Annotated in this window: 18 protein-coding genes; 7 read left to right on the top strand and 11 right to left on the bottom strand. The window is 69.6% G+C overall.

All coding sequences use genetic code 11. The features are described 5' to 3' along the window. Nucleotides 1–6: 6 nt before the first annotated feature. A complete protein-coding gene (locus tag ACFXN1_RS22445) occupies nt 7–1,044 on the top strand; it encodes an LLM class F420-dependent oxidoreductase (protein ID WP_354832004.1) in 1,038 nt (345 codons plus the stop codon). A 93-nt stretch (nt 1,045–1,137) separates the two neighbouring features. On the opposite strand, the gene ACFXN1_RS22440 is transcribed toward ACFXN1_RS22445, so the two are convergent. The 7 genes from ACFXN1_RS22440 to ACFXN1_RS22410 all read right to left on the bottom strand — a co-directional run bounded on the left by ACFXN1_RS22440 (nt 1,138) and on the right by ACFXN1_RS22410 (nt 7,075). After that, nucleotides 1,138–1,467, bottom strand: coding sequence for an STAS domain-containing protein (locus ACFXN1_RS22440; protein ID WP_379443291.1), 330 nt, complete (start codon nt 1,465–1,467; stop codon nt 1,138–1,140). Nucleotides 1,468–1,664: 197 nt separating this feature from the next. Next, nucleotides 1,665–3,968, bottom strand: a complete 2,304-nt coding sequence (locus ACFXN1_RS22435; protein ID WP_379443280.1) for a SpoIIE family protein phosphatase — start codon at nt 3,966–3,968, stop codon at nt 1,665–1,667. Nucleotides 3,969–4,055: 87 nt separating this feature from the next. Beyond that, nucleotides 4,056–4,709 (bottom strand): SpoIIE family protein phosphatase, encoded by a 654-nt coding sequence (locus tag ACFXN1_RS22430; RefSeq protein WP_379443282.1) that lies wholly within the window; start codon nt 4,707–4,709, stop codon nt 4,056–4,058. After that, nucleotides 4,702–5,115, bottom strand: a complete 414-nt coding sequence (locus ACFXN1_RS22425; protein ID WP_354833098.1) for an ATP-binding protein — start codon at nt 5,113–5,115, stop codon at nt 4,702–4,704. Before ACFXN1_RS22425 ends, ACFXN1_RS22430 begins: the two co-directional genes overlap by 8 nt. Next, on the bottom strand, nt 5,105–5,494 hold the full coding sequence (locus ACFXN1_RS22420) for an STAS domain-containing protein (RefSeq protein ID WP_379400167.1): 390 nt from the start codon (nt 5,492–5,494) through the stop codon (nt 5,105–5,107). The genes ACFXN1_RS22425 and ACFXN1_RS22420 overlap by 11 nt, the downstream gene beginning before the upstream one ends. Before the next feature lie 14 nt (nt 5,495–5,508). Beyond that, on the bottom strand, nt 5,509–6,402 hold the full coding sequence (locus ACFXN1_RS22415) for an STAS domain-containing protein (RefSeq protein ID WP_354832015.1): 894 nt from the start codon (nt 6,400–6,402) through the stop codon (nt 5,509–5,511). A 166-nt stretch (nt 6,403–6,568) separates the two neighbouring features. Continuing rightward, complete coding sequence (locus ACFXN1_RS22410) at nt 6,569–7,075, bottom strand: MarR family winged helix-turn-helix transcriptional regulator (protein WP_379400166.1); 507 nt, start codon at nt 7,073–7,075, stop codon at nt 6,569–6,571. 280 nt (nt 7,076–7,355) lie between these two features. Between ACFXN1_RS22410 and ACFXN1_RS22405 the strand changes: the two genes are divergently transcribed. From ACFXN1_RS22405 to ACFXN1_RS22380, 6 genes are all read left to right on the top strand, one after another. After that, nucleotides 7,356–9,032 carry a fumarate hydratase gene (locus ACFXN1_RS22405; protein ID WP_379400165.1) on the top strand — a complete coding sequence of 559 codons (1,677 nt, stop codon included), beginning with the start codon at nt 7,356–7,358 and terminating at the stop codon, nt 9,030–9,032. 125 nt (nt 9,033–9,157) lie between these two features. Continuing rightward, on the top strand, nt 9,158–9,619 hold the full coding sequence (locus ACFXN1_RS22400; RefSeq protein WP_379443292.1) for a M15 family metallopeptidase: 462 nt from the start codon (nt 9,158–9,160) through the stop codon (nt 9,617–9,619). Nucleotides 9,620–10,282: 663 nt separating this feature from the next. Further along, the gene (locus ACFXN1_RS22395) at nt 10,283–10,891 is read left to right on the top strand and encodes a carbonic anhydrase (RefSeq protein WP_379443283.1); all 609 of its coding nucleotides are present in this window, start codon (nt 10,283–10,285) and stop codon (nt 10,889–10,891) included. Between the two features lie 72 nt (nt 10,892–10,963). Further along, nucleotides 10,964–11,434 carry a cyanase gene (cynS, locus tag ACFXN1_RS22390; RefSeq protein WP_379443284.1) on the top strand — a complete coding sequence of 157 codons (471 nt, stop codon included), beginning with the start codon at nt 10,964–10,966 and terminating at the stop codon, nt 11,432–11,434. Between the two features lie 126 nt (nt 11,435–11,560). Further along, nucleotides 11,561–12,958 carry a metallophosphoesterase family protein gene (locus ACFXN1_RS22385; protein ID WP_379443286.1) on the top strand — a complete coding sequence of 466 codons (1,398 nt, stop codon included), beginning with the start codon at nt 11,561–11,563 and terminating at the stop codon, nt 12,956–12,958. A 211-nt stretch (nt 12,959–13,169) separates the two neighbouring features. Further along, a complete protein-coding gene (locus ACFXN1_RS22380) occupies nt 13,170–13,442 on the top strand; it encodes a hypothetical protein (protein WP_379443287.1) in 273 nt (90 codons plus the stop codon). Nucleotides 13,443–13,625: 183 nt separating this feature from the next. Here ACFXN1_RS22380 and ACFXN1_RS22375 read toward each other — a convergent pair whose 3' ends face one another. The 4 genes from ACFXN1_RS22375 to ACFXN1_RS22360 form a co-directional block, all read right to left on the bottom strand. After that, nucleotides 13,626–14,819 (bottom strand): hypothetical protein, encoded by a 1,194-nt coding sequence (locus tag ACFXN1_RS22375; RefSeq protein ID WP_379443288.1) that lies wholly within the window; start codon nt 14,817–14,819, stop codon nt 13,626–13,628. Between the two features lie 340 nt (nt 14,820–15,159). Beyond that, nucleotides 15,160–19,512, bottom strand: a complete 4,353-nt coding sequence (locus ACFXN1_RS22370; protein WP_379463662.1) for a TIGR02680 family protein — start codon at nt 19,510–19,512, stop codon at nt 15,160–15,162. Further along, on the bottom strand, nt 19,512–20,951 hold the full coding sequence (locus tag ACFXN1_RS22365) for a TIGR02678 family protein (protein WP_379440805.1): 1,440 nt from the start codon (nt 20,949–20,951) through the stop codon (nt 19,512–19,514). The genes ACFXN1_RS22370 and ACFXN1_RS22365 overlap by 1 nt, the downstream gene beginning before the upstream one ends. Further along, the gene (locus ACFXN1_RS22360) at nt 20,951–22,501 is read right to left on the bottom strand and encodes a TIGR02677 family protein (protein ID WP_379440810.1); all 1,551 of its coding nucleotides are present in this window, start codon (nt 22,499–22,501) and stop codon (nt 20,951–20,953) included. Before ACFXN1_RS22360 ends, ACFXN1_RS22365 begins: the two co-directional genes overlap by 1 nt. Nucleotides 22,502–22,696 lie beyond the last annotated feature (195 nt).

The raw sequence follows: 22,696 nt of genomic DNA, 5'->3' as shown, positions 1-22,696 counted from the left end.
CCGGACATGCGTATCGGACTGTCGATCAATTACACCGACGGCTTCAAGGAGACCGCCGCCGAGGTCGCCGACCTCGAACGGGCGGGCCTCGACATCGTGTTCGTGCCCGAGGCGTATTCGTTCGACGCGGTGAGCGCGCTCGGATACCTGGCCGCGAAGACCGACCGGGTGCAGCTGGCCTCGGGCATCCTGCAGCTCTACACCCGCACGCCCACGCTGACCGCCATGACCGCGGCGGGCCTGGACTACGTTTCCGACGGCCGCTTCATCCTGGGCCTGGGCGCCTCGGGCCCGCAGGTCATCGAGGGCTTCCACGGCGTGAACTACGACGCGCCGATCGGTCGCACCCGCGAGGTGCTCGAGATCTGCCGCAAGGTCTGGAAGCGCGAACGCCTCGAGCACAGCGGCAAGTACTACAACATCCCGCTGCCCGAGGGGCAGGGCACCGGCCTGGGCAAGCCGCTCAAGCTCATCAATCACCCTGTGCGCGAGAACATTCCGGTGCTGCTGGCCGCGCTGGGCCCGAAGAACGTGGAGCTGGCCGCCGAGATCGCCGAGGGCTGGCAGCCCATCTTCTTCCTGCCCGAGAAGGCCGACCTGGTGTGGGGCGACTCGCTGAAAGCCGGTCTGGCCAAACGTGATCCGGCGCTGGGCGACCTCGAGGTGTTCGCCGGCCCCGCGCTGGCCATCGGCGACAATGTCGACAGCTGGCGCGACGGGGTCAAGCCGCACCTGGCCCTCTACATCGGCGGCATGGGCGCCAAGGGCAAGAACTTCTACCACGCGCTGGCCACCAAGTACGGCTACGGCGCCGAGGCCGACCGGATCCAGGAGCTGTACCTGGCGGGCCGCAAGGAAGAGGCCGCCAAGGTGGTTCCGGACGATCTGGTCCGCGACATCAACCTGATCGGTTCGGCCGGATTCGTGAAGGAGCGGATCGCGGCCTTCCGCGAGGCCGGTGTGACCGTGCTGAACGTGGTCCCGATGGCCGGCACCGCGGCCGAGCGCGTGAAGCTGATCGAGCAGCTGCGCGAGCTCCTCTGACCCAGCCGTGAACGCCGCGAAGCCGAGTCCGGAATGAACCGGACTCGGCTTCGTCGTTCACGGGCGGCCCGCGGCGGTGTGCGGGCAATACCCTCAGTGCAGCGCGCTGAGCGCTTCGTCCAGGGTGGAATGCAGCGAGAACACCTGGTCCAGGCTGGTCATCTTCAACTGGCGGCTGGTGGCGGGCCCGTCGGCCACCACCACGAGGCGGGTGCCCCCGGCGCGCTTGTGGACGCCCACCAGCACCGCCATGCCCGCGGAGGCCAGGAAGCTGACCGCGGACAGGTCGATCACCAGTGCGGCGGGCCGGCCCGCGAGGGCCGCGTCGATCGCGCTCTCGAGAGCGGGGGCGGTCGCCAGATCGACTTCGCCGGTCACAGTGAGCACGGTGGCCTCAGCGTGCGGGGTGACCGAGGTGGTCATCGTTTCGGCGAAGGGATAGCCGTCTCCGGAAGTATTGGTCACGTTTGTTAAATCTGCCATGATCCGTCCGTTCGTGCTGCATCGTCTACCACATCGGTACTGGTTCGGTAGCGGGCGTTATAGCGAAAACCGCAGCTACCGCACTCTTTCGGAGTTCTCCGAAACCGCCCGCCGAATTTGTGCCGGCGGGCCCAGATTCACATGCGCCCGGCCGCCGAAAATGAAACGGCCATTAGTCGCACCGACATCCGCACGCGGGTGCCCGGACCGGAATTGTCGATGTCGAGTTCATCGGTGAGCGCACGCATCATGGCGATACCGCGGCCCCGGTGACCGGGATCCGCGGGCAGCGGCCGCCACACACCGGTATCGGACACCTCGATGGTGAGGGTGTCCACGCCGCAGTCCGCGCTGAGCCGCACCCGGCCGGGTTCGCCGCCCAGATACGCGTGCTCGATGCTGTTGCTACAGGCCTCGTTCGCGGCCGCGACCAGATCGACCGCCGTGTCGTGCGGCACCGCGGCGGCGGTGAGCCAGGAACGCAGCGCGCGCCGGATGCCGGACAGCTCACGGGCTCCGGCGGGCACGTCCAGGCGCAGCGGACCGGGCGGCTGCCGGTAGACGACCATGGCCACGTCATCGTCGTAGCCGGCGGCCGGCCGCAGCCGCGACAGCACCGAATCGGCCACCTCGCGCGGCAATTGCCCGGCCACGCCCGACAATTCGTCGGCGAGTTCGACGAAGCGGTCATTGATGTCGACCCCGCGTTGCTCGACCAGGCCGTCGGTGAACAGGACCAGGGTGGAGCCCGGAGCCATGGCCGTCGTGGCCTCCGGGCGGCGCGGAATATCGAAGGTGGCCAACGGGACTGCGCGACCGCCCTCCAGCAGCCGGCCGCGCTTGGCGGGCTCGGCCAGCACCGGGGGCATGTGCCCGGCATTGGAGTAGCGCACCAGCCCGCGCACCGGGTCCAGGATGGCGGCGCACACGGTGGTGCACATGGCCCCCGGAATGCGGGAGGCCACCGTGTCCAGTTCGGCCAGCAGCTGGGCCGGGCCCGCGCCGCGCAGCAGCAGAGCCCGTGCGGCCGTGCGCAATTGGCCCATCACCACCGCCGCCGAGAGACCACGGCCGACGCAGTCGCCGACCACGACGCCGATGGTGCCGTCCTCGAGCCGCACCACGTCGTACCAGTCGCCGCCGATCTCCAGCGGGGGCAGGGCGGGCTCGTAGTGCACCGAGAAGCGCGGCGGCAGTTCGATCGGGCCGAGCATGGCGCGCTGCAGGGTGAGCGAGGTGGAACGGGCCTGGTCGAAGTTGCGCGCCCGCTGCACGGCCAGGCTCAGATGTCCGACCAGCAGCGAGAACAGGGCCCAGTCACCGGGTGTGATCACCCGCGGCGCGGCGAAGCGCAGCCACAGCGCCGAGTCGCCGCTCTCGCCGAGCGGCGCCACGATGCCCTCCGAACTCGCCGCCCCCTCGGGGATGGCGAACATGGTGCGGCCGGGCTGCAATCGGGCGCGGTCGAGCAGGGCGCGGGCCCGGGCATCCAGGACGCGCCGGGATTCGCCGCCCTCGGCCGGCTCGGCCTCCCCACGTCGGCGGATGGGCTGGGTGTCGTGCGGGGCCAGGCCCGCGCCGGTATACAGATTGTCCTCGGAGACATACAGTTCCGGGCCGGTGTGATGGTTGGGCCAGACCGAGACCACCGCGGCCTCCGCGCCGATAGCGCGCCGCAGTTCCTCCAGGCCGACGGTGAGCACCTCGACCACGCTGGTGGCCGCGCCGACCGCCGTGGCCAGCCGCGAGACCGCCTGGTCGCGGGCCTGGGCGTCGTGCTCGGCGGTGACGTCGCGCAGTGTGCCGACGAAGATCCGTTCCCCGTTCTCGGGTTTCACCAGTGAGGATGTCGATACCGCGAGCCACAGCTGCCGCCCGTCGCGGTGGCGGATGGGCATCACGAAGCGGGCCGCGTCGGTGCCCAGATCCGGGTAGCGCGGCGCCTCGGGCACGGTCCAGGGGTGGGGGAGCGGATACGGAATCCCGTCGGGCCCATAGCCGGTGAGCGCGCCGAACGCCGAGTTGACCTCGACCAGCGTGCCCTGGGCGTCGACGACGAAGAACCCGTCCTGCAGCGACTCCACCAGCGCCGTGCGGAAGGCGTCGCGGCCCGCGAGATCGTCGGCGCGCGAACGCTGTTGCTCGTAGCGCCTGGTCCCGTCCAGGAAGCCGCGGGTGGCGACGTCCAGCGCCGCCATGGTCTGCAGCAGGAACTCCAGCGCCGCTTCGGTGCGGTCGGTGCCGTCGGGCGCGGGCCCGAGGCCCTCGAGCTCGAGCAGCCGGAAGTGGTGCTCGGTGAGGTCGAGGATGCTCACGCCCTCCACCAGCGCCCGCCGCCCGAGCTCGTAGCCCTCGGCCAGGGTGTTCTGATTGGGGGCGCGCAGGTGCAGCCGGAGCGCGGCGGCGTACGCCTCGCGAAACGCGGCCAGTACCGTACTCACGCTCTGCTCCATGGACATGAGCGCAGGCCCTGCGTGGTTACGGAGGCTTCCGCCTCCAGGCCTCGACCGCTCATGCCGGGTTCTCGCTCATGGCTTCACACTCGGAATGGGTTGGGAGGGATGGGATTGCCCGCGATGGCGGGCCGCGAGCACGAGCGCGTCGTCGGTGTCCTTGGCGTGGCGGGCCAGGATCTCGGCGGTGATCTCCGCGGTCGGCTTGGACAGGTCGACGGTGTCGGAGAAGTGGCTGGTGATGCCGTCGGTGGACATGAGCAGCAGGTCGCCGGGGCGCACGGCCACGGTCTGCGGCTGCAGGTTCGGCGGCAGCAGGTAGCCGACGATGCCGCCCGAGAGCAGGGCCGTGGCGCGGACGGCCGGTTTGCCGGGAGCCGCTGCGACGATGCGGGATTCGACATTGCCGACGCCCAGCCAGTGCACCCGGTCGCGAGAGTCGAACAGCGCCAGCGAGACCGCCGCGCCGCGGGTGTCGGACATGGCGCGATGGCACAGCAGCAACAGCACATCCAGTGGCTCGGCGCGGTTCTCGGCCAGCACCTGCGCCGCCCGATCGGACGCGTCGGCCGCCGCCGCACCGTGGCCGAGACCATCCAGTACGGCGAAGAGCACCGAGCCTCCGCCCGCGTCGAGCACGACCGATCGGTCGCCCGAAACCCGTTGCCCGGGCAGTGCGCGACCGGCGACGGCCCATTCGACCGCGCCGATGAAACCGTCCTCACGCACCGGTGGGCACCCACTTCCACATTTCGACGAGGGTGCCGTGTCCCGGCCTGGAATTGATGACCATGCCGTCCATCAGTCGCTTGGCGCCCGGAAGACCCAGCCCCAGACCGCGTCCGGTGGAGAAGCCGTCCTCCATCGCGCGCGGAATGTCGGGAATGCCGGGCCCGCTGTCCTTGGCCTGCACCACCATCGAGCGCCGGCCGTCCCGATCCTGCACGGCCAGCCGGATCTCCCCGGTGCCCGCGTAGCTCGTGATATTGCGCGCCACTTCGGAAATGGCGGTCGCGATCATGGTGCGATCGGAGAGCGAGAAGCCGAGTTTGGCAGCCAACTCCAGCCCCGCTTGCCGAGCGGTCACGATGTCGTTCGACACGTTCACCGCGATCACCACGTCGTCAGCGGCCACGATCACGACCGTCTCGTTGGCCTCGGCTCTTGATCTTCTTGTTGAGCCAGGACAGGCCCTCCTCGAGGTCCAGCGCGGTGTGCATGTCCTCGAACGTGAGCCCCAATTGCACCATGGCGAAAGCGACTTCGGGCTGTAGGCCCACGATGACCGTCTCCGCCCCGCGCAGCTTGGTCATGTGGGCGATGGTACGCAGCGATCTGGCGGCAAAGGAGTCCATTACGTCGATTGCGGTGACATCGACGATGATGCCCTGGGCTCGGTATCTGCTGACGTAGGTCATCAGATCGTCTTGCAGGCGTTCGGTATCCGCGTCGGTGAGCGCTGACTGCACCGACGCAATGAGATAGGTGCCCTGCTTCAGAATGGGTACCGGCATCTGACCCGCCCTGACTACCGTCCGTCGCGATCGGTGACGCGCGACACCTCGTAGCCGAGCAACCGCTCTGCCTCCTCGATGCCACCCTGGAGGTCACCGACGGCATTCATCTTCGACAGATCCAGGCCGATGGTCACCAGGGTAAGCGCGATCTCCGAGGACAGGCCGGTAATGATGACATTGGCGCCCATGAGGCCCGACGCGTCGACCGTCTGCACCAGGTGGTTGGCGACCGTGGAGTCGATCGCGGGCACACCGGTGATATCGATGACGACGACCTTGGCGCGGTTGGCGCGAATGGCGCGCAGCAGCTGCTCGGTGAGCTGACGCGCGCGCTGCGAGTCCAGCACACCGATGATGGGGAGGATCAGCAGCTGCTCACGCACCTGGAGAACAGGCGTCGACAGCTCGCGAATCGCCTCCTGCTGCTGGCGGATGACGCGCTCGCGCTCCTGCACGAAGGACACGGCCACGGTGTTGGCGATGCGGTTCGCGGCCGGTTCGTAGGCGTCGAGCACCAGCTTCAGCAGCTCGAAGTCGGACTGGTACTTCTCGAAGAGGCTGCGCGCCAGCACGTCTCGCAGCAGGAGCACGATGCCGACGACCTCGTCGGTCTCGACTCCTCTGGGGATGATGCGTTCGGACAGGTCGCGCGCGTAGGCCTGCAGCGCCTCGACGCTACCGGTCTCGAGCACCTCGACGTAGTTGTCGTAGACGGAGGTGGCCTCGGAGAAGATTTCCTCGGGCGTCATGGCGGTGAGCAGCTGGGCATCGGTGATGCGACGGGCCCACTCCTCGCGCAGTTCGGTGCGGTTCTGCCGCAGGTGCTCGACGAGCTGCGGAAGCAGGTTGTCGACGGAACCCGCGGGCAGCGAATCCGCCGAGAGACCGATGGACACGTCGGACATGAAAACTCCTGCCCCTTTCGCTAAGGCCAGGTCGGGTGCTCACTTCTACGACCGATAACCGGCCGTGTGCTCGGTGCCGACCGCCGTCGGAAGCCGGTGCCGAGCCTAGTCTTACCCAGTACCCGATGGGTGCCAAACCAAACGCTGGTGGGCTGGGAATTCGGGGTCAGGTGTGCTCGTCGCGGGTTTCCGGTCTACGGTGATGGGCCAGCAGTGTGTCGTAGATATCTGCCAGCGCCGTGAGCTGGCCACGATCGAGCACATCCACCATGTGACGTCGCACACTCTCGACATGCGAGGGTGCGGCGGAATCGAGCACCTGCGCGCCTTTTTCGGTGAGGACCGCGGCGGTGCGGCGGGCGTCGTCGGGAATGGATTCGCGGGCGACCAGGCCGCGCTTCTCCATCCGGGTGATCTGATGCGAGAGCCGGCTCTGCGACCACTCCAGCACGGCCGCGAGTTCGGCGAAACTGCGCCGATGGTCCGGGGCGTCGGCGAGCCGGGCCAGCACGGTGTATTCCACGTAGGTCAGATTGGATTCGCGTAGGGAGTCCCGCCCGACCGCGGCGGCGATGAGGTCGCGGGTGAACACGAATCCCAGCCAGGCGCGCATCTCGACATCGTCGAGCCAGCGGGGTTCGGTCACAGTTCCACTCCCGGGTTCCGTTGTCATGCTAAATCCTCCCCGCCGCCGACAAGCGCATCATGCACAGGTAACACCTGCTCGATTGAAGGTGCAACATGTACCTGTTCGCGGCATCCTGTCGCGGATTGCAGTGTCCTCGACCACGACCCATGGCGCCCGTCGCCGCGTCGTGCACGGCATCGAACGCACTTGCAAACGAGCGAACCTGGCCGGGCCTGGTCATCGGCGGGTACACGTGGGTCGGTACAGTCACTCTGCTTGAACCGTCGGCTGACCAGCCCCCAGCCCTGCTCGAGGAGTCCGATTCGTGACCGCGCCTGATTTCCTGTACTCGGATCTGCTGCCCATCGGTAAAGACGAGACGCCGTACCGGCTGCTCACCACCGAGGGCGTGAGCACGTTCGAGGCGGGTGGGCGGACCTTCCTGCAGGTGGAGCCCGAGGTGCTGCGCATGCTCACCGCGGAGGCGATGCACGACATCAGCCACTACCTGCGGCCGGCGCATCTGGCGCAGCTGCGCAAGATCATCGACGACCCGGAGTCCAGCGGCAACGACCGGTTCGTGGCGCTGGATCTGCTCAAGAACGTCAATATCTCCGCGGGCGGCATCCTGCCCATGTGCCAGGACACCGGCACCGCCATCGTGATGGGCAAGAAGTCCGAGGGCGTGCTCACCGGAGCCGATGACGCGGAATGGATTTCGCGCGGTGTGTTCGACGCGTACACCAAGCTGAACCTGCGCTACTCGCAGCTCGCCCCGATCACCATGTGGGACGAGAAGAACACCGGCAACAACCTGCCCGCGCAGGTCGAGTTGTACTCCAACGCAGGCGATCCCGCCCACCCGTCCTACAAGTTCCTGTACATGGCCAAGGGCGGTGGCTCGGCCAACAAGTCGTTCCTCTACCAGGAGACCAAGGCGATCCTGAACCCGGATCGCATGCTGGAGTTCCTGGACGAGAAGATCCGCTCGCTCGGCACCGCGGCCTGCCCGCCGTACCACCTGGCGGTCGTCATCGGCGGCACCTCCGCCGAATTCGCCCTGAAGACGGCCAAGTACGCCTCGGCGCACTACCTGGACAACATGCCGACCGAGGGTTCGATGGCCGCGCACGGCTTCCGCGACCTCGAGCTGGAGGAGCAGGTCTTCAAGCTGACCCAGTCCTTCGGAATCGGTGCGCAGTTCGGCGGCAAGTACTTCTGCCACGACGTGCGCGTCATCCGCCTGCCGCGCCACGGCGCCTCCTGCCCGGTCGCCATCGCGGTGTCCTGCTCGGCCGACCGCCAGGCGCTGGCCAAGATCACCCCCGAGGGCGTGTTCCTCGAGCAGCTCGAACGTGAACCGGCGCAGTACCTTCCGGAGCAGACCGACGCCATCCTCGGCGGCGACGTCGTCGAGATCGACCTGAACCGGCCGATGTCGGAGATCCGTAACGAGCTGTCGAAGTACCCGGTGAAGACCCGGCTCTCGCTGACCGGCCCGCTGGTGGTGGCGCGCGACATCGCGCACGCCAAGATCAAGGAGCGCCTCGACGCGGGCGAGCCGATGCCGCAGTACATGCGCGACATGGCCGTCTACTACGCCGGTCCCGCCAAGACGCCCGACGGCTACGCCTCGGGTTCCTTCGGACCCACCACCGCCGGTCGCATGGACTCCTACGTCGACCAGTTCCAGGCGGCGGGCGGCTCGCACGTCATGCTGGCCAAGGGCAACCGCTCCGCGCAGGTCACCAAGGCGTGCAAGGAGCACGGCGGCTTCTACCTCGGGTCGATCGGCGGTCCCGCCGCGCGACTCGCGCTGGACTGCATCAAGTCCGTGGAGGTCCTCGAATACCCTGAGCTCGGCATGGAAGCCGTGTGGAAGATCGAGGTCGAGGACTTCCCCGCCTTCATCGTCGTCGACGACAAGGGCAACGACTTCTTCGCCGAGACCTCGAAGCCGATCGCCCTGCGCGTGCGCGAGCGGTCCAAGGAACGCGTCTGACGCCAGGAGGCATGCGAATGCGGAGGGCTTACCGGATCGACACTCGGCACCACCCCGATCCGGTGCCTTCCGCCCGGCGTCGCGGCGGCCGCTACGCGGTCCTCGCGCTGGCCGCCGGGGCCGGAATGCTCTGCGGCGCACTGCCTCTCGCGCACGCCGCACCGGCGCCCGCCGTGCGCGGCGGCCCGATCGCCACCCCGGTCGCGAGCGAAACCGATGGCCTGGACCCGTGGCTGGCGCTGGCCTACAAATTCGCGCTCGCCGAAGCGCAGGGTCAGGGCGTACCGCTGTGGATCGTCTCCGGCTACCGCACCCCCGCCGAGCAGGAAGCCCTGTGGGAGGACGGAATTCGCACCTACGGCAGCCCCGACGCCGCGCGCCGCTGGGTGCTGCCGCCCAGCGAATCCACCCATGTCACAGGCCATGCCATCGACGTCGGGCCGCGTGAGGGCGCGGCCTGGCTGGAGGCGAACGGCAACCGCTGGGGCCTGTGCCGCATGTACGACAACGAATGGTGGCACTTCGAACTCGCCACCACCCCCGACGGCCCCTGCCCGGCCCGCCTTCCCGACGCCAGCGACCGCTGACCCCCTCGTCCGACGGGGCATAGGCGCGCCGGCACCGAGGGGTGGGGCCGATGCCCTCCCACCAGTTTTCGACTGTGCGACAACCAATTGCGTTGTGCCGGTGAATCATTGCGCACGATCCCGACACGCGCTAATGATCGGCGATCAAGTGGGTGAGTGCCACGCTGTCGTGCTGGCGCCCTGATGCCCCGGGCCGCCTCGCGTGCGGGACAGCGGGCAGAGCATCGTCCATGCGCCACCTGACAGCACTCCGTGCAGCGTGAGGGGGTGGCCCACCGGGTGAAGGCGGGCCCTGCGCCGGTCCCGTTACCCGGCCGGAAGGCGGGTCGAGGACGGGCGCATCCGGCGGCGAATTCATGGCGGCTCCCCTGACGATCGGCCGAGGATGGGTAGGGACCCGTGAAAGGCTGCTGACACCATCGGCCCGTCCCGGCGGCCCAGACCATGGGGTCGCAGGCGAATCGGCTGCTCGGGTTGGGCTCGGGTGTTCCGCTCCGGAATTCGCGGGGACGGCAGTGACGACGCAGTTCGGATGTCGCGCGCCAGCTATAGATTGCAGTAATCGACAGGATCGATATCAAGACTTGGACACTATAGCTACAGCTCAGGCAAGGTGGAGCAGGTCGGCCCACATGGGTCGTCGACCCTCGGAGAGGAGTTCCCATGCCGAACCTCGCAGCCGGTCTCGGGCGGTTCCAGCGCGATGTCTTCCCCGCCAAGGCCGGGCTGTTCGCCCGCCTCGCCGGTGACCACCGGCCGGGCGCGCTGTTCATCGGGTGCTCCGATGCCCGCGTGGTGCCGGAACTGATCACCTCTGCCGAGGCCGGGGAACTCTTCGTCATCCGCACCGCCGGCAATCTGGTGCCGCCGCACACCCCGGGCGCGGCGGACGGTGTGGTGGCGAGCATCGAGTACGCGGTGGGTGTCCTCGGTGTCACCGACATCGTGGTGTGCGGGCACTCCGCCTGCGGCGCCATGACCGCGCTGACCGAGGGGCAGGACCTGTCGACGCTGCCCGCGGTCGCGGGCTGGCTGGGGCACGCCGACGCCGCCCGGGCTCTGGTCGACCCCGACATCACCGGTGCCGCAGCGGTATCCGCGCTGGTTCGCCACAATGTGGTGGCACAGCTGGCCAACCTCGCCACCCATCCCGCGGTGGCCCGGGCGCTGTCCCGGCGGACCCTCACCCTGCACGGCTGGGTGTACGACATCGGCACCGGCCGCGTCGAGGCGCTCGGTGCCGGGGGCGAGTTCAGCACTCTCGCCGCCTGATTCCCCGTTCTCTCCGAAATCCGACCTCCGATTTCGCGTCCGCGAAACGGTTTCCCGAAAGGAGGCACCGCCATGGTGCACGCACAGTTCGATCCGACCGCCCGTGAGGCGCTGGCCGATGCCGCCGTCGCCGCCAAGATCGCCAAGGACCTGACCTGGCAGCAGATCGCCGACGCGGCCGGCCTGTCGGTCGCCTTCGTCACCGCCGCGGTGCTGGGCCAGCACCCGCTGCCGGAGAAGTCCGCGCTCGCGGTGGCCGAACTGCTCGAGCTCGACGACGAGGCCGCCCGGCTGCTGCAGACCATCCCGCTGCGCGGCTCGATTCCCGGTGGCGTGCCGACCGATCCGACCATCTACCGCTTCTACGAGATGCTGCAGGTCTACGGCACCACGCTGAAGGCCCTGGTGCACGAGCAGTTCGGGGACGGCATCATCTCCGCCATCAACTTCAAGCTCGACGTCAAGAAGGTCGCCGATCCGGAGGGCGGCGAGCGTGCGGTCATCACGCTGGACGGAAAGTACCTGCCGACCAAGCCGTTCTGAGGCCCGGCCGCCCGGAGATGACCTGAATGTCCGGAACCGGAAGCTGATCGGTCATGTCCGGGCACCTGGCGGTTCAACTGGTGACCGTACCGTCGCGGCTGAGGGACCACGGCGGACGGAGATGTGATGCTGGAACCGCGACTTCGGACCATGTGGCTGGCCAATGCGGCGAGCGGGGCGGCGGCCGTCGCCGTGCGCACGCCGCGCCCGGTGTTCGCCGCCCAGGCGCGGCGGGCGCAGCGCGAGGCCGTGGTGGCCTCGGATCTGGAAGTCGTGACGGTGACCGATCATTCGGCCGTCATCACCTGGACGACGCGGACGCGGAACCGGGCGGGGCGGCTGCGGCCCGCGCCCGCCGACACCGAGCTGCGCATCGCTCCCGCCGACGGGCGCGGTGTGCCCCGTGTCCTGGTCTTCGAGGGCATGCGAACGGCGTACCACTATGCCGAGGTCCGGGATCTGGAACCGGGGCGCGCCTATCGATTCGAGGCGTACTCCGACGGGCAGCGCGCGGTGCCCGCCCGGACGCTGGTGACGCGACGGTCCGGAACACCGGAATCCACCGGCATTTTCACCACCTTGACGCCACCGCCGGGGCGGCTGCTGCGGACCGTCGCCCTGGCCAACGACCTGCACTACGGCGAACCGGCCAGTGGCCTGTTCGCGGGATTCTTCGAAGGTCTTCGGCACAGTACCGACGAGTATCCGGAGTTCATGCTGCAGGCCATGCTGGAGGATCTGCGCCTCCCGGATCGCGGGGCGGACCATCTGGTGGTCGCGGGCGATCTGACCGATTCGGGAACGGCCGAGCAGTCGCGCGGAGTCCGCGACAGTCTGGACGAGTGGGGTCATCTGGGCCGGGATTACTTCGTGTGCAGGGGAAATCACGATGTCCGGCCACCGGAGGAGACCGACCACTGGGGTCAGGTGTTCCATGCCCGGGACCAGCTTGTCGAATACTTCGTGGGCGGCCTGCGGCTCATCGGCCTCGACACCACCCGGGCGCGCGGCGCCGGCGGCACCCTCGACCCGGCGCAGCTGGCCCACCTGCGCGAACTGCTGCGCGGCGAACCCGACCGGCCGACACTGATCTTCGGTCACCACCCGGTGACCAGGCATGCGGCGGTGAGCAATCCGGGCGGGCCCGGCTTCGTGCTGGACAGGTTCAACGCGGCCGCGCTGCACGCCCTCTACGCCACCGCGCCCGGGGTGTTCCTGCACCACAGCGGCCACACGCACCGGAATCGGCTGAGCCGCCCCGATTCCGGGATCGGCGTGGAATTCCTCGAGGTGGGCGCGGTCAAGGAGTATCCGGGCGGGTACACCCTGGTGCGGGTCTACGAGGGCGGCTACATGGTGAACTTCTGCAAGACCCGGTCCGAGGCGGCGCGGCGCTGGAGCACGCGCACCCGCAGCCAGTACCTGGGCATGCACCCCGATCACGCGCTGGGCAGTTTTGTCGATCGCAATCATGTCGTCCGGCGTGATTTCTCCGGCCTGTGCGCGGAGCCCTCGGCGAGTTGACCAGCGACACACCGGTTGACGCACCGGTAGGTCCGGTCAATACGCCCACAATTCCTGTGCTGTTCGGCATACTGCCTGATGCGAGTGCGCGCCGCCCCACCTGGATGACCTACCCAGGCCCGATCGGATATCGCGATATCCCTTCGTTCACCGTTGTGCGCGTGCCGCGGGTTCGGCATCCTGGGTTCGGCACTTCTCTAGCAACGGAGGCATGGTGGGCAGGCAGGGCGGGCAGTACCGTACGAATCACGGCACACTCCAGCACCAGCGCCCACCCGTTCGCGTCACCCAGCGCCCCGCCCACCCTGCCCGGGAAGTCGTATTCGCTACCGGCTGGCTGATTTTCGAACTGCCCACCGCGGTACTGCTGGCCGTCTTCGTCGGCACCGGCTGGCTCGGCTACCTCCAGCACGCAGGCACCCCGGCCCAGCCACGCTCTGCCGTAGTGGTGCCCGCCGATACCGCCCGCCCGGGCTCTCACTGAGTCGGTTCGGTACCAGACCCGGCGATCCGACCGGTCGCTCCCGGCCGCGACGATCACCGCGAGACCGATTGCGCCACCCGGAAAATGACGCCACCCCGGTGCCGCTGGCTGCGGGTCACCGGGGTGCTGGCGGGCGGATCGGCCGAAGCTGGTGCAGCGGCGGCCGATTCGGCGCGAAGGGTGTCAGTCGTCGAGGGAGCTGCCGTTGCGGGAGCGCGACGCGGCGCGGGCGCGGCGGCGGGCGGCCTGCAGTTCGGCGAGTTCCTGCTCGAGGGTCTCGGCGATCCGGAACTGGCCGGTGTCATAGACATTCAGCGGCGGGACCGGATCGGCCAGATCGGCGAGCGGGGAACGGTCGTCCTCTTCTTCGGTCTTGCGGCTCTTGCCGGTGGCGGAGCGGCGCTCCTTGTCGGCGGGTTTCGCGGTGTCCGACTGGCTTTCGGCTCGGGCAGGTCGGGGCTCGACCACCTGGGCTTCGGCATCGACGGTCTTCTCGGGCTCAGCGGGAGCCGCGGGAAGGGCCGGGGTGGGAGTCGGCACCGCCGAGGGAGAAGGGCGGCCGGGCCAGGAGACGACGGTGGGCATGGAGCGGCGGATTTGTTCGCCCGGGTCCGGCAGATCCCGGATCTGGTCCGTGGCACGCACGATGGCCAGACCGTACCGACCGGCCGCGGCATTGTGGATCAGCAGCGCCACACCGATCATCACCGGTGCGATGGCGTGCACGGCCACTTCGTACCAGCTGCCGTTCTTCAGGTACGGGTAGGTGTTGAGCATGACGGTCAGGCCCAGCAGCGCCATCTCGGCCACCAGAACCTGCCGGCGGCTGTCGATCACACCCCACTCGGCCACCTTGTTGGTGCCGATCATGATGATCACGAGGCAGACGCTGATCATGCCTTCGAGCAGGTAGCTGAACCAGTACAGCGGATCGCTCGCCCCGCCCGGGGCGATGTTGTGCTGCACGTTGACCGCGGACCAGAGCATGCCGGCCGCGACCACGCCGGCCAGCGCGCGCTGACTCCATGCCCGATGCTTGTACAGGGACGCCAGTTTGGCGTGCGGGCTCGATTCCCGCCGCTGAGCGGCGATCGCCTTGCGCGCCAGCAGCAAGTCGCGAATGTCGGCCTTCTCAATCTCTACGGTGGTCTGTCGGGCCCGATCGGCCGCTGATGCCGCGGCCTCGGCCTGTTTCCAGCGCTGCGACCGCTCCTGCTCGCGGATGCGCTCGGCTAGCTCGCGCTCGGCGACGAGCTCGGTCTCCGACAGCACGTCGGTGAGAGCGGGATCGTATTGGTATGCCAGCCGTCCCCGGGCCTTCTCGACCCGTTGCGCCAGCTGGGTGACCTCGTCCTCGCGCGGATGTTCGATCGTCAATTGGTCCCCCATCCAGGGAGTCCCGATGGCTGACAGGTGATTCCGGTAGGCACGGAGAACATTTCTAGTCGATACACGCCCAACCGCGAAACTGTTGATTTGCCGATGGTCCAATCCTTACGGCGCGCCGCGCTGCGACACGCGGAATTGAGTGGGAGTCAGGGCAGTACGAAGACGTCGTCCGATCGGCTGTCCAGAGGGGTTGCCGACCGAAGTTCGGGCACCACCATATAGGACCCGGTGGCATCGCGCAGGAACCGCAACCCGCATGGGCGAAGCTGCGTGGGCGAAGGATCGAAAGACGGGCGGACGGTGGGAGATTCGGCGCGGGGCTCGGGGGTCAGCTGATCGCCTCGAGTTCCTCGTCCATCGGAATCGCGCCCTCCAGGCCGTGGGGGAGGCGGCGGCGGTTGGGGGAGCCGAGGGCGGTGGTGAGGTCGGTGCCGTCGTGTTCGGCCAGGAGATCATCGGAGTCCCAGACCAGCAGGGTTGCGCTGACGGTGTTCTCGGCGGCGGAGTGGGCCAGATCGTAGTGGGCGCAGGCGGGGACGTGGGGGTAGGTGATCCAGAGGTCGTAGCCGGTCATGAAGAGGTCGAGATCGAATTGGACGGACAGGCCGAGCAGTTCGCTGCGGCCGTTGTCGTCGACACCGGCGAAGGCCTCGTCCAGGGCCAGCAGGCGGGGCGCCTGGGGGTCGGCCGAATCGAGCATGACGTGGGCGGCGGCGAAGAGCGGAAGGTGCAGGGACACCGACTGTTCGCCGCCGGAGAGGGCGCTGTGCCGGGCGACGGTGAGGCGGTCCTCGGTGCCGTCGGCGGTGACGATGGTGAACGAGAAGACGCGCCAGGTGCGGTAATCGAGGGTGGCCGCGAGGATCTCGGGGAACGAGCGCTCCGGGTGGGCGGCGCGCGCGGTGCGGATCTCCGCGGCGAAATAGGCGCGGATGGTGGACAGGTCCTCGGGGGTGAGCTCGGCGGAGTCGCGGTCCAGGAGCTTGCAGACCGCGCGAGCCGGCTCGGCGAGATTGTCGGCCAGCACCCAGTGCACGCCGATGGTGTTGCCGGAGGACATGCGGCGTTGCTTCATCTCCGCGCCCATGCGGGAGATGAGATCGCGGGCGTCGCAGGTGCGTTCGTGGATCTGCTGGGCCAGCCCGGTCAGCAGCGCGTCCTCCAGGATGCGGCGCTCGGCGTCGGTGAGCAGCAGCTCCTGATCGCGGCGGGCCGCGCCGATGCGCTCGGCGAAATCGGCCAGCGCGGACAGGCCGTGGTCGTCGTGCACCTGCACCACGGTGAGGCCGTCGGCGGCATCCCAGTGCAGGCGGTAGTCCTGGCGGGCGGCGGTGAGCGCGGCGTCGAACTCCTGCAGGGCGGTGGTGACCGCGCTGCGGGTCGACTTGCGGGCCGCCTCGCCCGCGCGCACCGAAGCGGTTGCGGCGGCGAGGTTCTCGAACAGGGCGGACACCTCGGCGGGTAGCACCGTGGGCTCCTGCTCCGGGTCGCCGTTCTCGATCCGGTACAGCAGCTGCTCCGGCGTCGACCACGCGGCATCGCTGCTGGGCCAGCGGCTGTCGGCGGGGGCGCCCAGCAGGCTCAGCAGATCCGGGCGCGCGTACGGAGCCAGATGACGGACGTCGGCGAGCAATTCGGTGAGGGCGGTGCCCAATGTGTCGTGGGCGGCGCGGTGCGCGCCCTCGGCGGTGCCCACCGCCTCGATGGCCTCGGCCGCGGCCTTGCGGGCGGCCTTCTGCTCCGCGCGCGCCGCCTCGATCTTCTCCCGGGCCGCGTCCAGCTCGCGATCGATATCCGCGGCGCCGGCGCCGAGCGCCTCACGCAACGTCTCCAGTTTGCGCAGCTGCTCCTCGTACCCGGCGCGTGCGGCCTCGGCCTCTTCCGCGAATGCCTCGGCCAGGTCCTTGGATTCCTCGAGCCGGTCCCCGGCCTCCCGGGCCCGCTCGTGCTCACGCTGATGATCACCGCGCAAGCGCAGCAGCGCCGTCCCGGCGTTCTCGAAATGGCGGACAGCGGCTGCCAGCGCATCCAACTCGGCAGGATCGCGCGGCGCGCGATGATCGGCCGCGATGGCCCGAACCTTCTTGTCCGCGTTGGTGTATTCCGCCACGGCCTGATCCAGATCCCGCTCGGCCTGGCCCGCCGCCTCCGAGCGCGAGCGCAGCATGCCCGCCGCCTCGGCGACGCTCCGCAGCGCGGCGGTGACCGCTGTGGTCCGCGGCAGCGCCTTGGCCGCCGCCGAAATCCGCCCCAGCTCCGCGGTGGCGGCCTGTTCGTCGGCTTCGGCGGTATCAGCCTCGCCCACAGCCGTTTCGATGGCAGCGGCCAGCTCAGCGAGCCGCAACTCGCGCCGGCGGGCGCGGGCGGTGGTGCCGATGAACTCGGCGTCGGATTTGACGTGCCGGCCGACCTGCACCCCTTGCCGGAACCGGCCGTCGGTGGCGATGGTGAGCTGCCCCTCCGCGCCGACAGGCTGTGCCTCGGCCCCGGTGACAGTGCGCCCCTTGCCATCCGCGCCGCCGGCCGTGACCGACCCGGCGACCTCGTGCAGCGCGATGGACGCCAGAATGCCGGAGACGATCTGGCGCGGCACGGTCAGCGTGTCCGAATCATCCTCGGCGACAAGCACATCGGCGAGCGTGCGGCCGGTAGGCCGCAACTGCTGCGGCAGCGGCGTCAGGAACTGGTCCGAAGCATGGTCCGGCAGTGCGGCATCCGCGCACACCCAGGCGTCGAGCAGGTTGGCGGCCTGTAGCGCAGCCTCGATGCCGGCTGCCTCGTGCGCACCGACGCCGTCGGCGAAACGCACCAATCGCCACAGCGGCGCACCGGCCCGATCGGGTCGCGCATCGGTGCGGGCGGCGAAAGCCGGTGGCGCGTCGTCGCGTTCGGCCGCGACCCGCTCCCGCTCGGCGCGCAGTTCGCCCGCCCGTGCGGTCGCCTGGGCCGCCCGCGCCCGCGCCTCCTGCCGCCGCGCCCGGATCTCCTCGGTCAGCGGCTCGGTGCGTTCGGCGAGCACTTCGGCCGGGGTGGCCGGAGCGGAGCTGTCGTCGGAGGCGTCGGCCGAGTCGCCGCCGGACTCGGCGCCTTTCCTGCCCCTGCTTTCCGGGCGCGGGGCGTGCTCGGTGCCGACCTGCCCGAGCGCGTCGTCCAGCGCCTCGAACAGTCCGGTGCGAATCGGCGCGTAGACGTCGCGGTGGGTGTCCCACCAGTCGCGCAGGGACACAGCGGTGTTCGACCGGGCCAGGGCCACTCCGGCTTCGGCCTCGGCCAGTTCGGCGGCGGCGGATTCGCGTAGCTCCACCGCGCGCTGCGCGGCGCGTTCGGCCCGGGTGCGTTCGGTGACGGCCTGGTCGACCAGGGTGAGGGCGCGGCGGACGGCGCGGACGTCCGCGTCGCGCTCCTCGGCGTGGGAGCGGACGGTGGTGGTGAGGTGCTCGGCGCGGGCCGATTCGGGCAGGGCCGACCAGCCGATGCCGGCTTCCTCTGCGGCAGCGCGGAGTTCGTCCTCGCCGCGGGACAGTGCGGAGGCGGCGTTGGTGACGGCGGCCTGCGCGCGTTCGGATTCCTCGAGCCGCTGGTCCACGGTCTGACGGGACTTGAGGGCCTTGTCGCTGTGCACGGCGGCGGAGGTTTCCAGCCGGCGGACGGCGCCGGCGAGATCGTCGAGCTGCTGCTTGCCCTCGTAGGCGCTGGAACGCTGGAGGGTTTCACGGTCGGCGAGGGCCTGCTCGTAGGCGCGGTCGGCGTCCTCGGCGCGGGTCTCGGCCGCCGCGCGCTCGGTGTCGCGGCGCTTGCGCAGGGCGGCGGCCGCGTGCAGGGCGGTGCTGGAGTGGGTGACCGCGTCCAGGCGCACCCGCACCTGGTCGATGTCCGTCTTCGCCTGCACGGCAAGGTATTTGCGGTAGACGTTGACGAAATCGCGGGTCGCGGTATCGGCCTGGATCAGGCCCTCGAGGGTACGCCCGACCTCCTCCATATCGCTGAAGGAGCGGGCGGCGTCCAGGATCAGCTGCTCGTCCAGCGGGCGCAGACCATCGGTGAGCGCCTGCGAGAGGCCGCGCGGGTCGAGGTTCTTGGCCAGCTGCGGGCGGCGCAGTGTCAGGATCAGATTGATGAGCTGGTCGTAGCGCTGCTGTCCGAGCCCGAACATGCGGGCGTCGATGGCAGCCCGGTACTCGACCGGCCGGTCCACGATGGCGTCGGAGCCGATCTGCTCGGCCAGCTGCTTGCGGGTCAGCGGCCGGTCGTCGGGGCCCAGCAGCGAGAAGTCCACGCCCACCCGGCCGTCGGCGACGAAATACCAGCGGGTCACCTTGTCGTTGGAGCGGGTGGCGCGCATGCCGATGCCGATGGTCACCGTCTCCGGCTCGGTCCAGCCGCCGCGCGCGAACTCCATCCACACGTACGAGTAGGCCGATTCCTGCTTGCGGTACAGCAGGTTCGACTTCATGGTGCGCTCTTCACCCGCGAATGGATTGAGCCGCCGCGGCTCGATCCGCCCGTCCAGCACGAACGGGAACAGCACCTCGAGGGCCTTGGTCTTGCCCGAGCCGTTGGGCCCGCGCAGCACCAGCCGCCCGTCGGCGAAGCAGAACTCCTGGTCGCGGTAGTCCCACAGGTTGATGATGCCCGCCCGGGTGGGGACGAAGCGCACTCCACCGTGAATGTGGTCGGCCATCAGTTCCCGGATCCCTTCTCTGTCGAGCTGTCCGCGGGCGCTGTCGAGCTGTCCGCAGGCACGGCGTTCGCGCCGAGTTGTGTGGGGGAGATGAACAATTCGGTCTCCGCGCGGGTGCGGACGGTGACGATCGCGCCGCGGTACCGGGCCAGCGCGGGCAGGATGAGCAGGCCGCCGTCGACCAGCTCCACCAGCCGCAGCCGTTCCAACAGCGAGACCGTTTCGGCGGTCAGGCCCGGCACATCGGCCTGCCACTGGGCGGCGAAGGTGTTGCCGTACCGGTCGGTCAGCATCTGCACGGTGTCGCGGATCCAGGACGACTCGAGGAACGGGAGGTCGGGGATCTCGGGCTCGGCTGCTTCCACGTCCGAATCCTCGTGCGGCCCGAAGACATCCATCGGATCCGCGAGCGGAGCGAACACGGTATTCGACGGAATGGCGGTGTCGAGCTGCTCCACCAGATCCAGCAGCGGACGGTCCGGCCGCGGCCGGCGTTCGACCGGATTGTCGATGTCCAGCACCAGATCCGCGATCTCACCCGCCAGCAGCAGCGCCACCTGCGCGAGCGTGCCCGTGCCCGGGAACCGCACATCCGACAGCCGCCCCGAACTGTCGATCAGCGCAACGCCTTCCGCGCGCCGCTCGGCCCGCAGCCCGGTGAGCGACTCGACCTCGGCGACCAGCTTCTCCTGCCCCAGCAGCGAGCGCTGCGGCTCGTCGAGCTCGTCGGCGTAGACCACGGGCTGCTCGACCAGGGCCCGCCGGACCTCGCGTGCCGCCAACGCCAGTGCGGGGGAACGGGTATCGGATCCGCCCGCCTCCTCGCCGAGCAGTCCGGCGACACTCTGGAGATGCTGCAGCGCCCGCGGCGGCCGGAACAGCGCGAAGACCACCGACCGGTCGATGTCGTAGAGCGCCTCACCGGCCTCCGGGTCGCTCGCCCAGCCCCCGGCGTCGCCGTCGGCGAGGGTGACCGCGCCGCGCGCCGCCAGCCAGCCGACCGCATCCACGAACGCATCGCGATCCGCGGCCCGATCCGGCGCGAGCTCGAGGCCCTCCACCCGCTCGGTGTAGGCGGCCACCTGATCGGCCAACTCCGACAACGTGATCTGATCCCCGGCCCGGCCCAGCGCGGCCAGGGCCAAGGCGAGATAGGCGTAACGGCGGCGATCGAACAGCCGGTCACCGGTGGTCCGCGCGGGCCGCCCGGCGTCCAGGCGATCGAGCACCGGGAACAGCCGCGCCGTGGTCTCGGTGACCTCCAGCCGATACCCGAACAACTCGGCCAGATCCTCGCGGAGCTCCGTCGCCCACCGCCGCAGCAGCGGCAGCGCAATGCGATCCGGATACGTGCGGGTGACCAGGTGATTGGCCAGAATCACCCGCGCCGCACGTTGATAACTGTCCAGCGCGAGCGAATCGATACTTCGCGCGTGCATCAGCCCGCCTCCCCGCCGCCGACGGCCCCGCCTGCGGGCGTGACCGACGGGTCCGGCCGATTCGACTGCGCGGCAGGGGATTTGCGACCACGCAGGGCAACGGTCTCGCGAACCTCGAGTCGCCGGTTGTTGAGGTGCAGCACGCCCTTGGACGTACGGACGAGCGTGGACCCCTCGTGCTCGGACACGGTGAGTGTCACGCCGTTGTCGGAACCGGAGGTGCCCGGTACCCGCCCGCTCACCGGCACCCACGCGGTGGACGCGGCGTCGAGCAGCTTGAGCAGCACCTCGGTCTCGCCCTCGTCCAGCTCCCGGTCGTAGAGGTCGGCGGCGGCCAGTGAGCGTGCGGCCTCGGCGCGGGTGCGCTGGGCATCGAGCTGTACCTGGCGGAGGCGGCGAATCCCCGCGTCATTGCGTTGCAGCCGGGCGGGCGCACCCGGTGTCGGCGGCCGGCCGGTCTCGGCGAGGGTGCGGGCGATCTCCAAAGGTGGTGCGTCCCACCAGGATCGAATGGCCGGAATCACGTCGGCGTCCGGGTGCTGCATGGCCAGATGGCGGGGACGGCCCAATCCGAAGACGGCGTCGTACAGCGCGTGCGCGGCCTCGGCGGTCGGGGCGGCGGTGAACCATCCGGCGAGGTGTCGCAGCGCCGATTCCCGGCTGACTCCGCCCTTACGGGTCTCGGTGACTCGTCGCAGCAGCGAGAGCACGGCCGCGATGGCGCTCATGGTCGCTTCGCGCAGCCGCTCGCATTCGGTGAGCCCGCCCTCGTCGTCACTGATGAACCAGCTCCGCAGCCCCTGCCAGCGTGCCCGCCAATCCGCTTGGCGCTCAGCGGTATTCAGCAGCACCCGCTCGTCGCAGCGGGCCGCGCGTTCGACGAGATCCTCGACCCCGGTGTGCTCCACCTCGCGAATGGCAGCGGCCAGCCGCGGTGCGAAACGCGCCAGGTCCATGGAGAATTCGCGCATGTGCGCCAGCAGCGCGTCCTTGTGTGCGAGGAAGGCTTCGGGGGTGGCCTCGGTGGTCCGCACCAGATCGCCGAGCGTGAGATAGAAGTGCGCCGCTCGCTCGGCCAGATCCGACAGCGCCCGGTCCAGTCGGTTCAGCACCCGGTAGACGCGCGGCGCGTCCGCGCTCTTGTTGGCCTCGGCGAGGGTGTGCAGATCCGCCAGCAGCTCCGGCAGCACCAGCCGCGAGAGCGCGGCCTCGTCGAGCCGCGCCTCCAGCACATCCGAAACCGCCCGATATGCCTGATAACCCGCCTGTGAGAACTGATAGACGAAATGCCGGTTCCGATACTCGGCCAGCGTCGCCGCCCGGGTCCCGTCGTAACTGCGTTCCAGCACACCCCACTGGTGCAGCTGCTCCAGTAGCGGACCCACCTCGGTGGCGGTCAGCGCGGGCGCACCCGGGCAACGATCGAGCGAGTCGGCGACGTCGGAGGCGTGCAACAGCACCACGTAGGCGGCGCGGGCGGTGTCGAAGGCCCGCAACACCCACAGGTAATCGGCCCGTTTCTCGGCGGTGGCGAAAGAGAACAGACGCAGCCGGTCGGCGTCGCTCCGCCTCTCCGCGCTTGGAATCTCCTCGGACCCGACCCCCCTCGGGTCGGGCAGCAATCCGTCAGCGGACTCGGTCACCGGGAGAAGGTTAGTACTCCCTCCCGACCGGTTCGGAATCGTGCCGAGTGTCGGCGCGCCCGATCCGGCCCCCCGGTGGCCGATTCCAGGTCCGCGATCGGC

Origin of the sequence: Nocardia sp. NPDC059154 (assembly GCF_042755705.1) — a bacterium.
In the GTDB taxonomy this organism is placed as follows: Bacteria; Actinomycetota; Actinomycetes; order Mycobacteriales; family Mycobacteriaceae; genus Nocardia.
The sequence above is the reverse complement of the archived record's forward strand: the minus strand, read 5'-3'. Positions and strand labels throughout refer to the sequence as shown.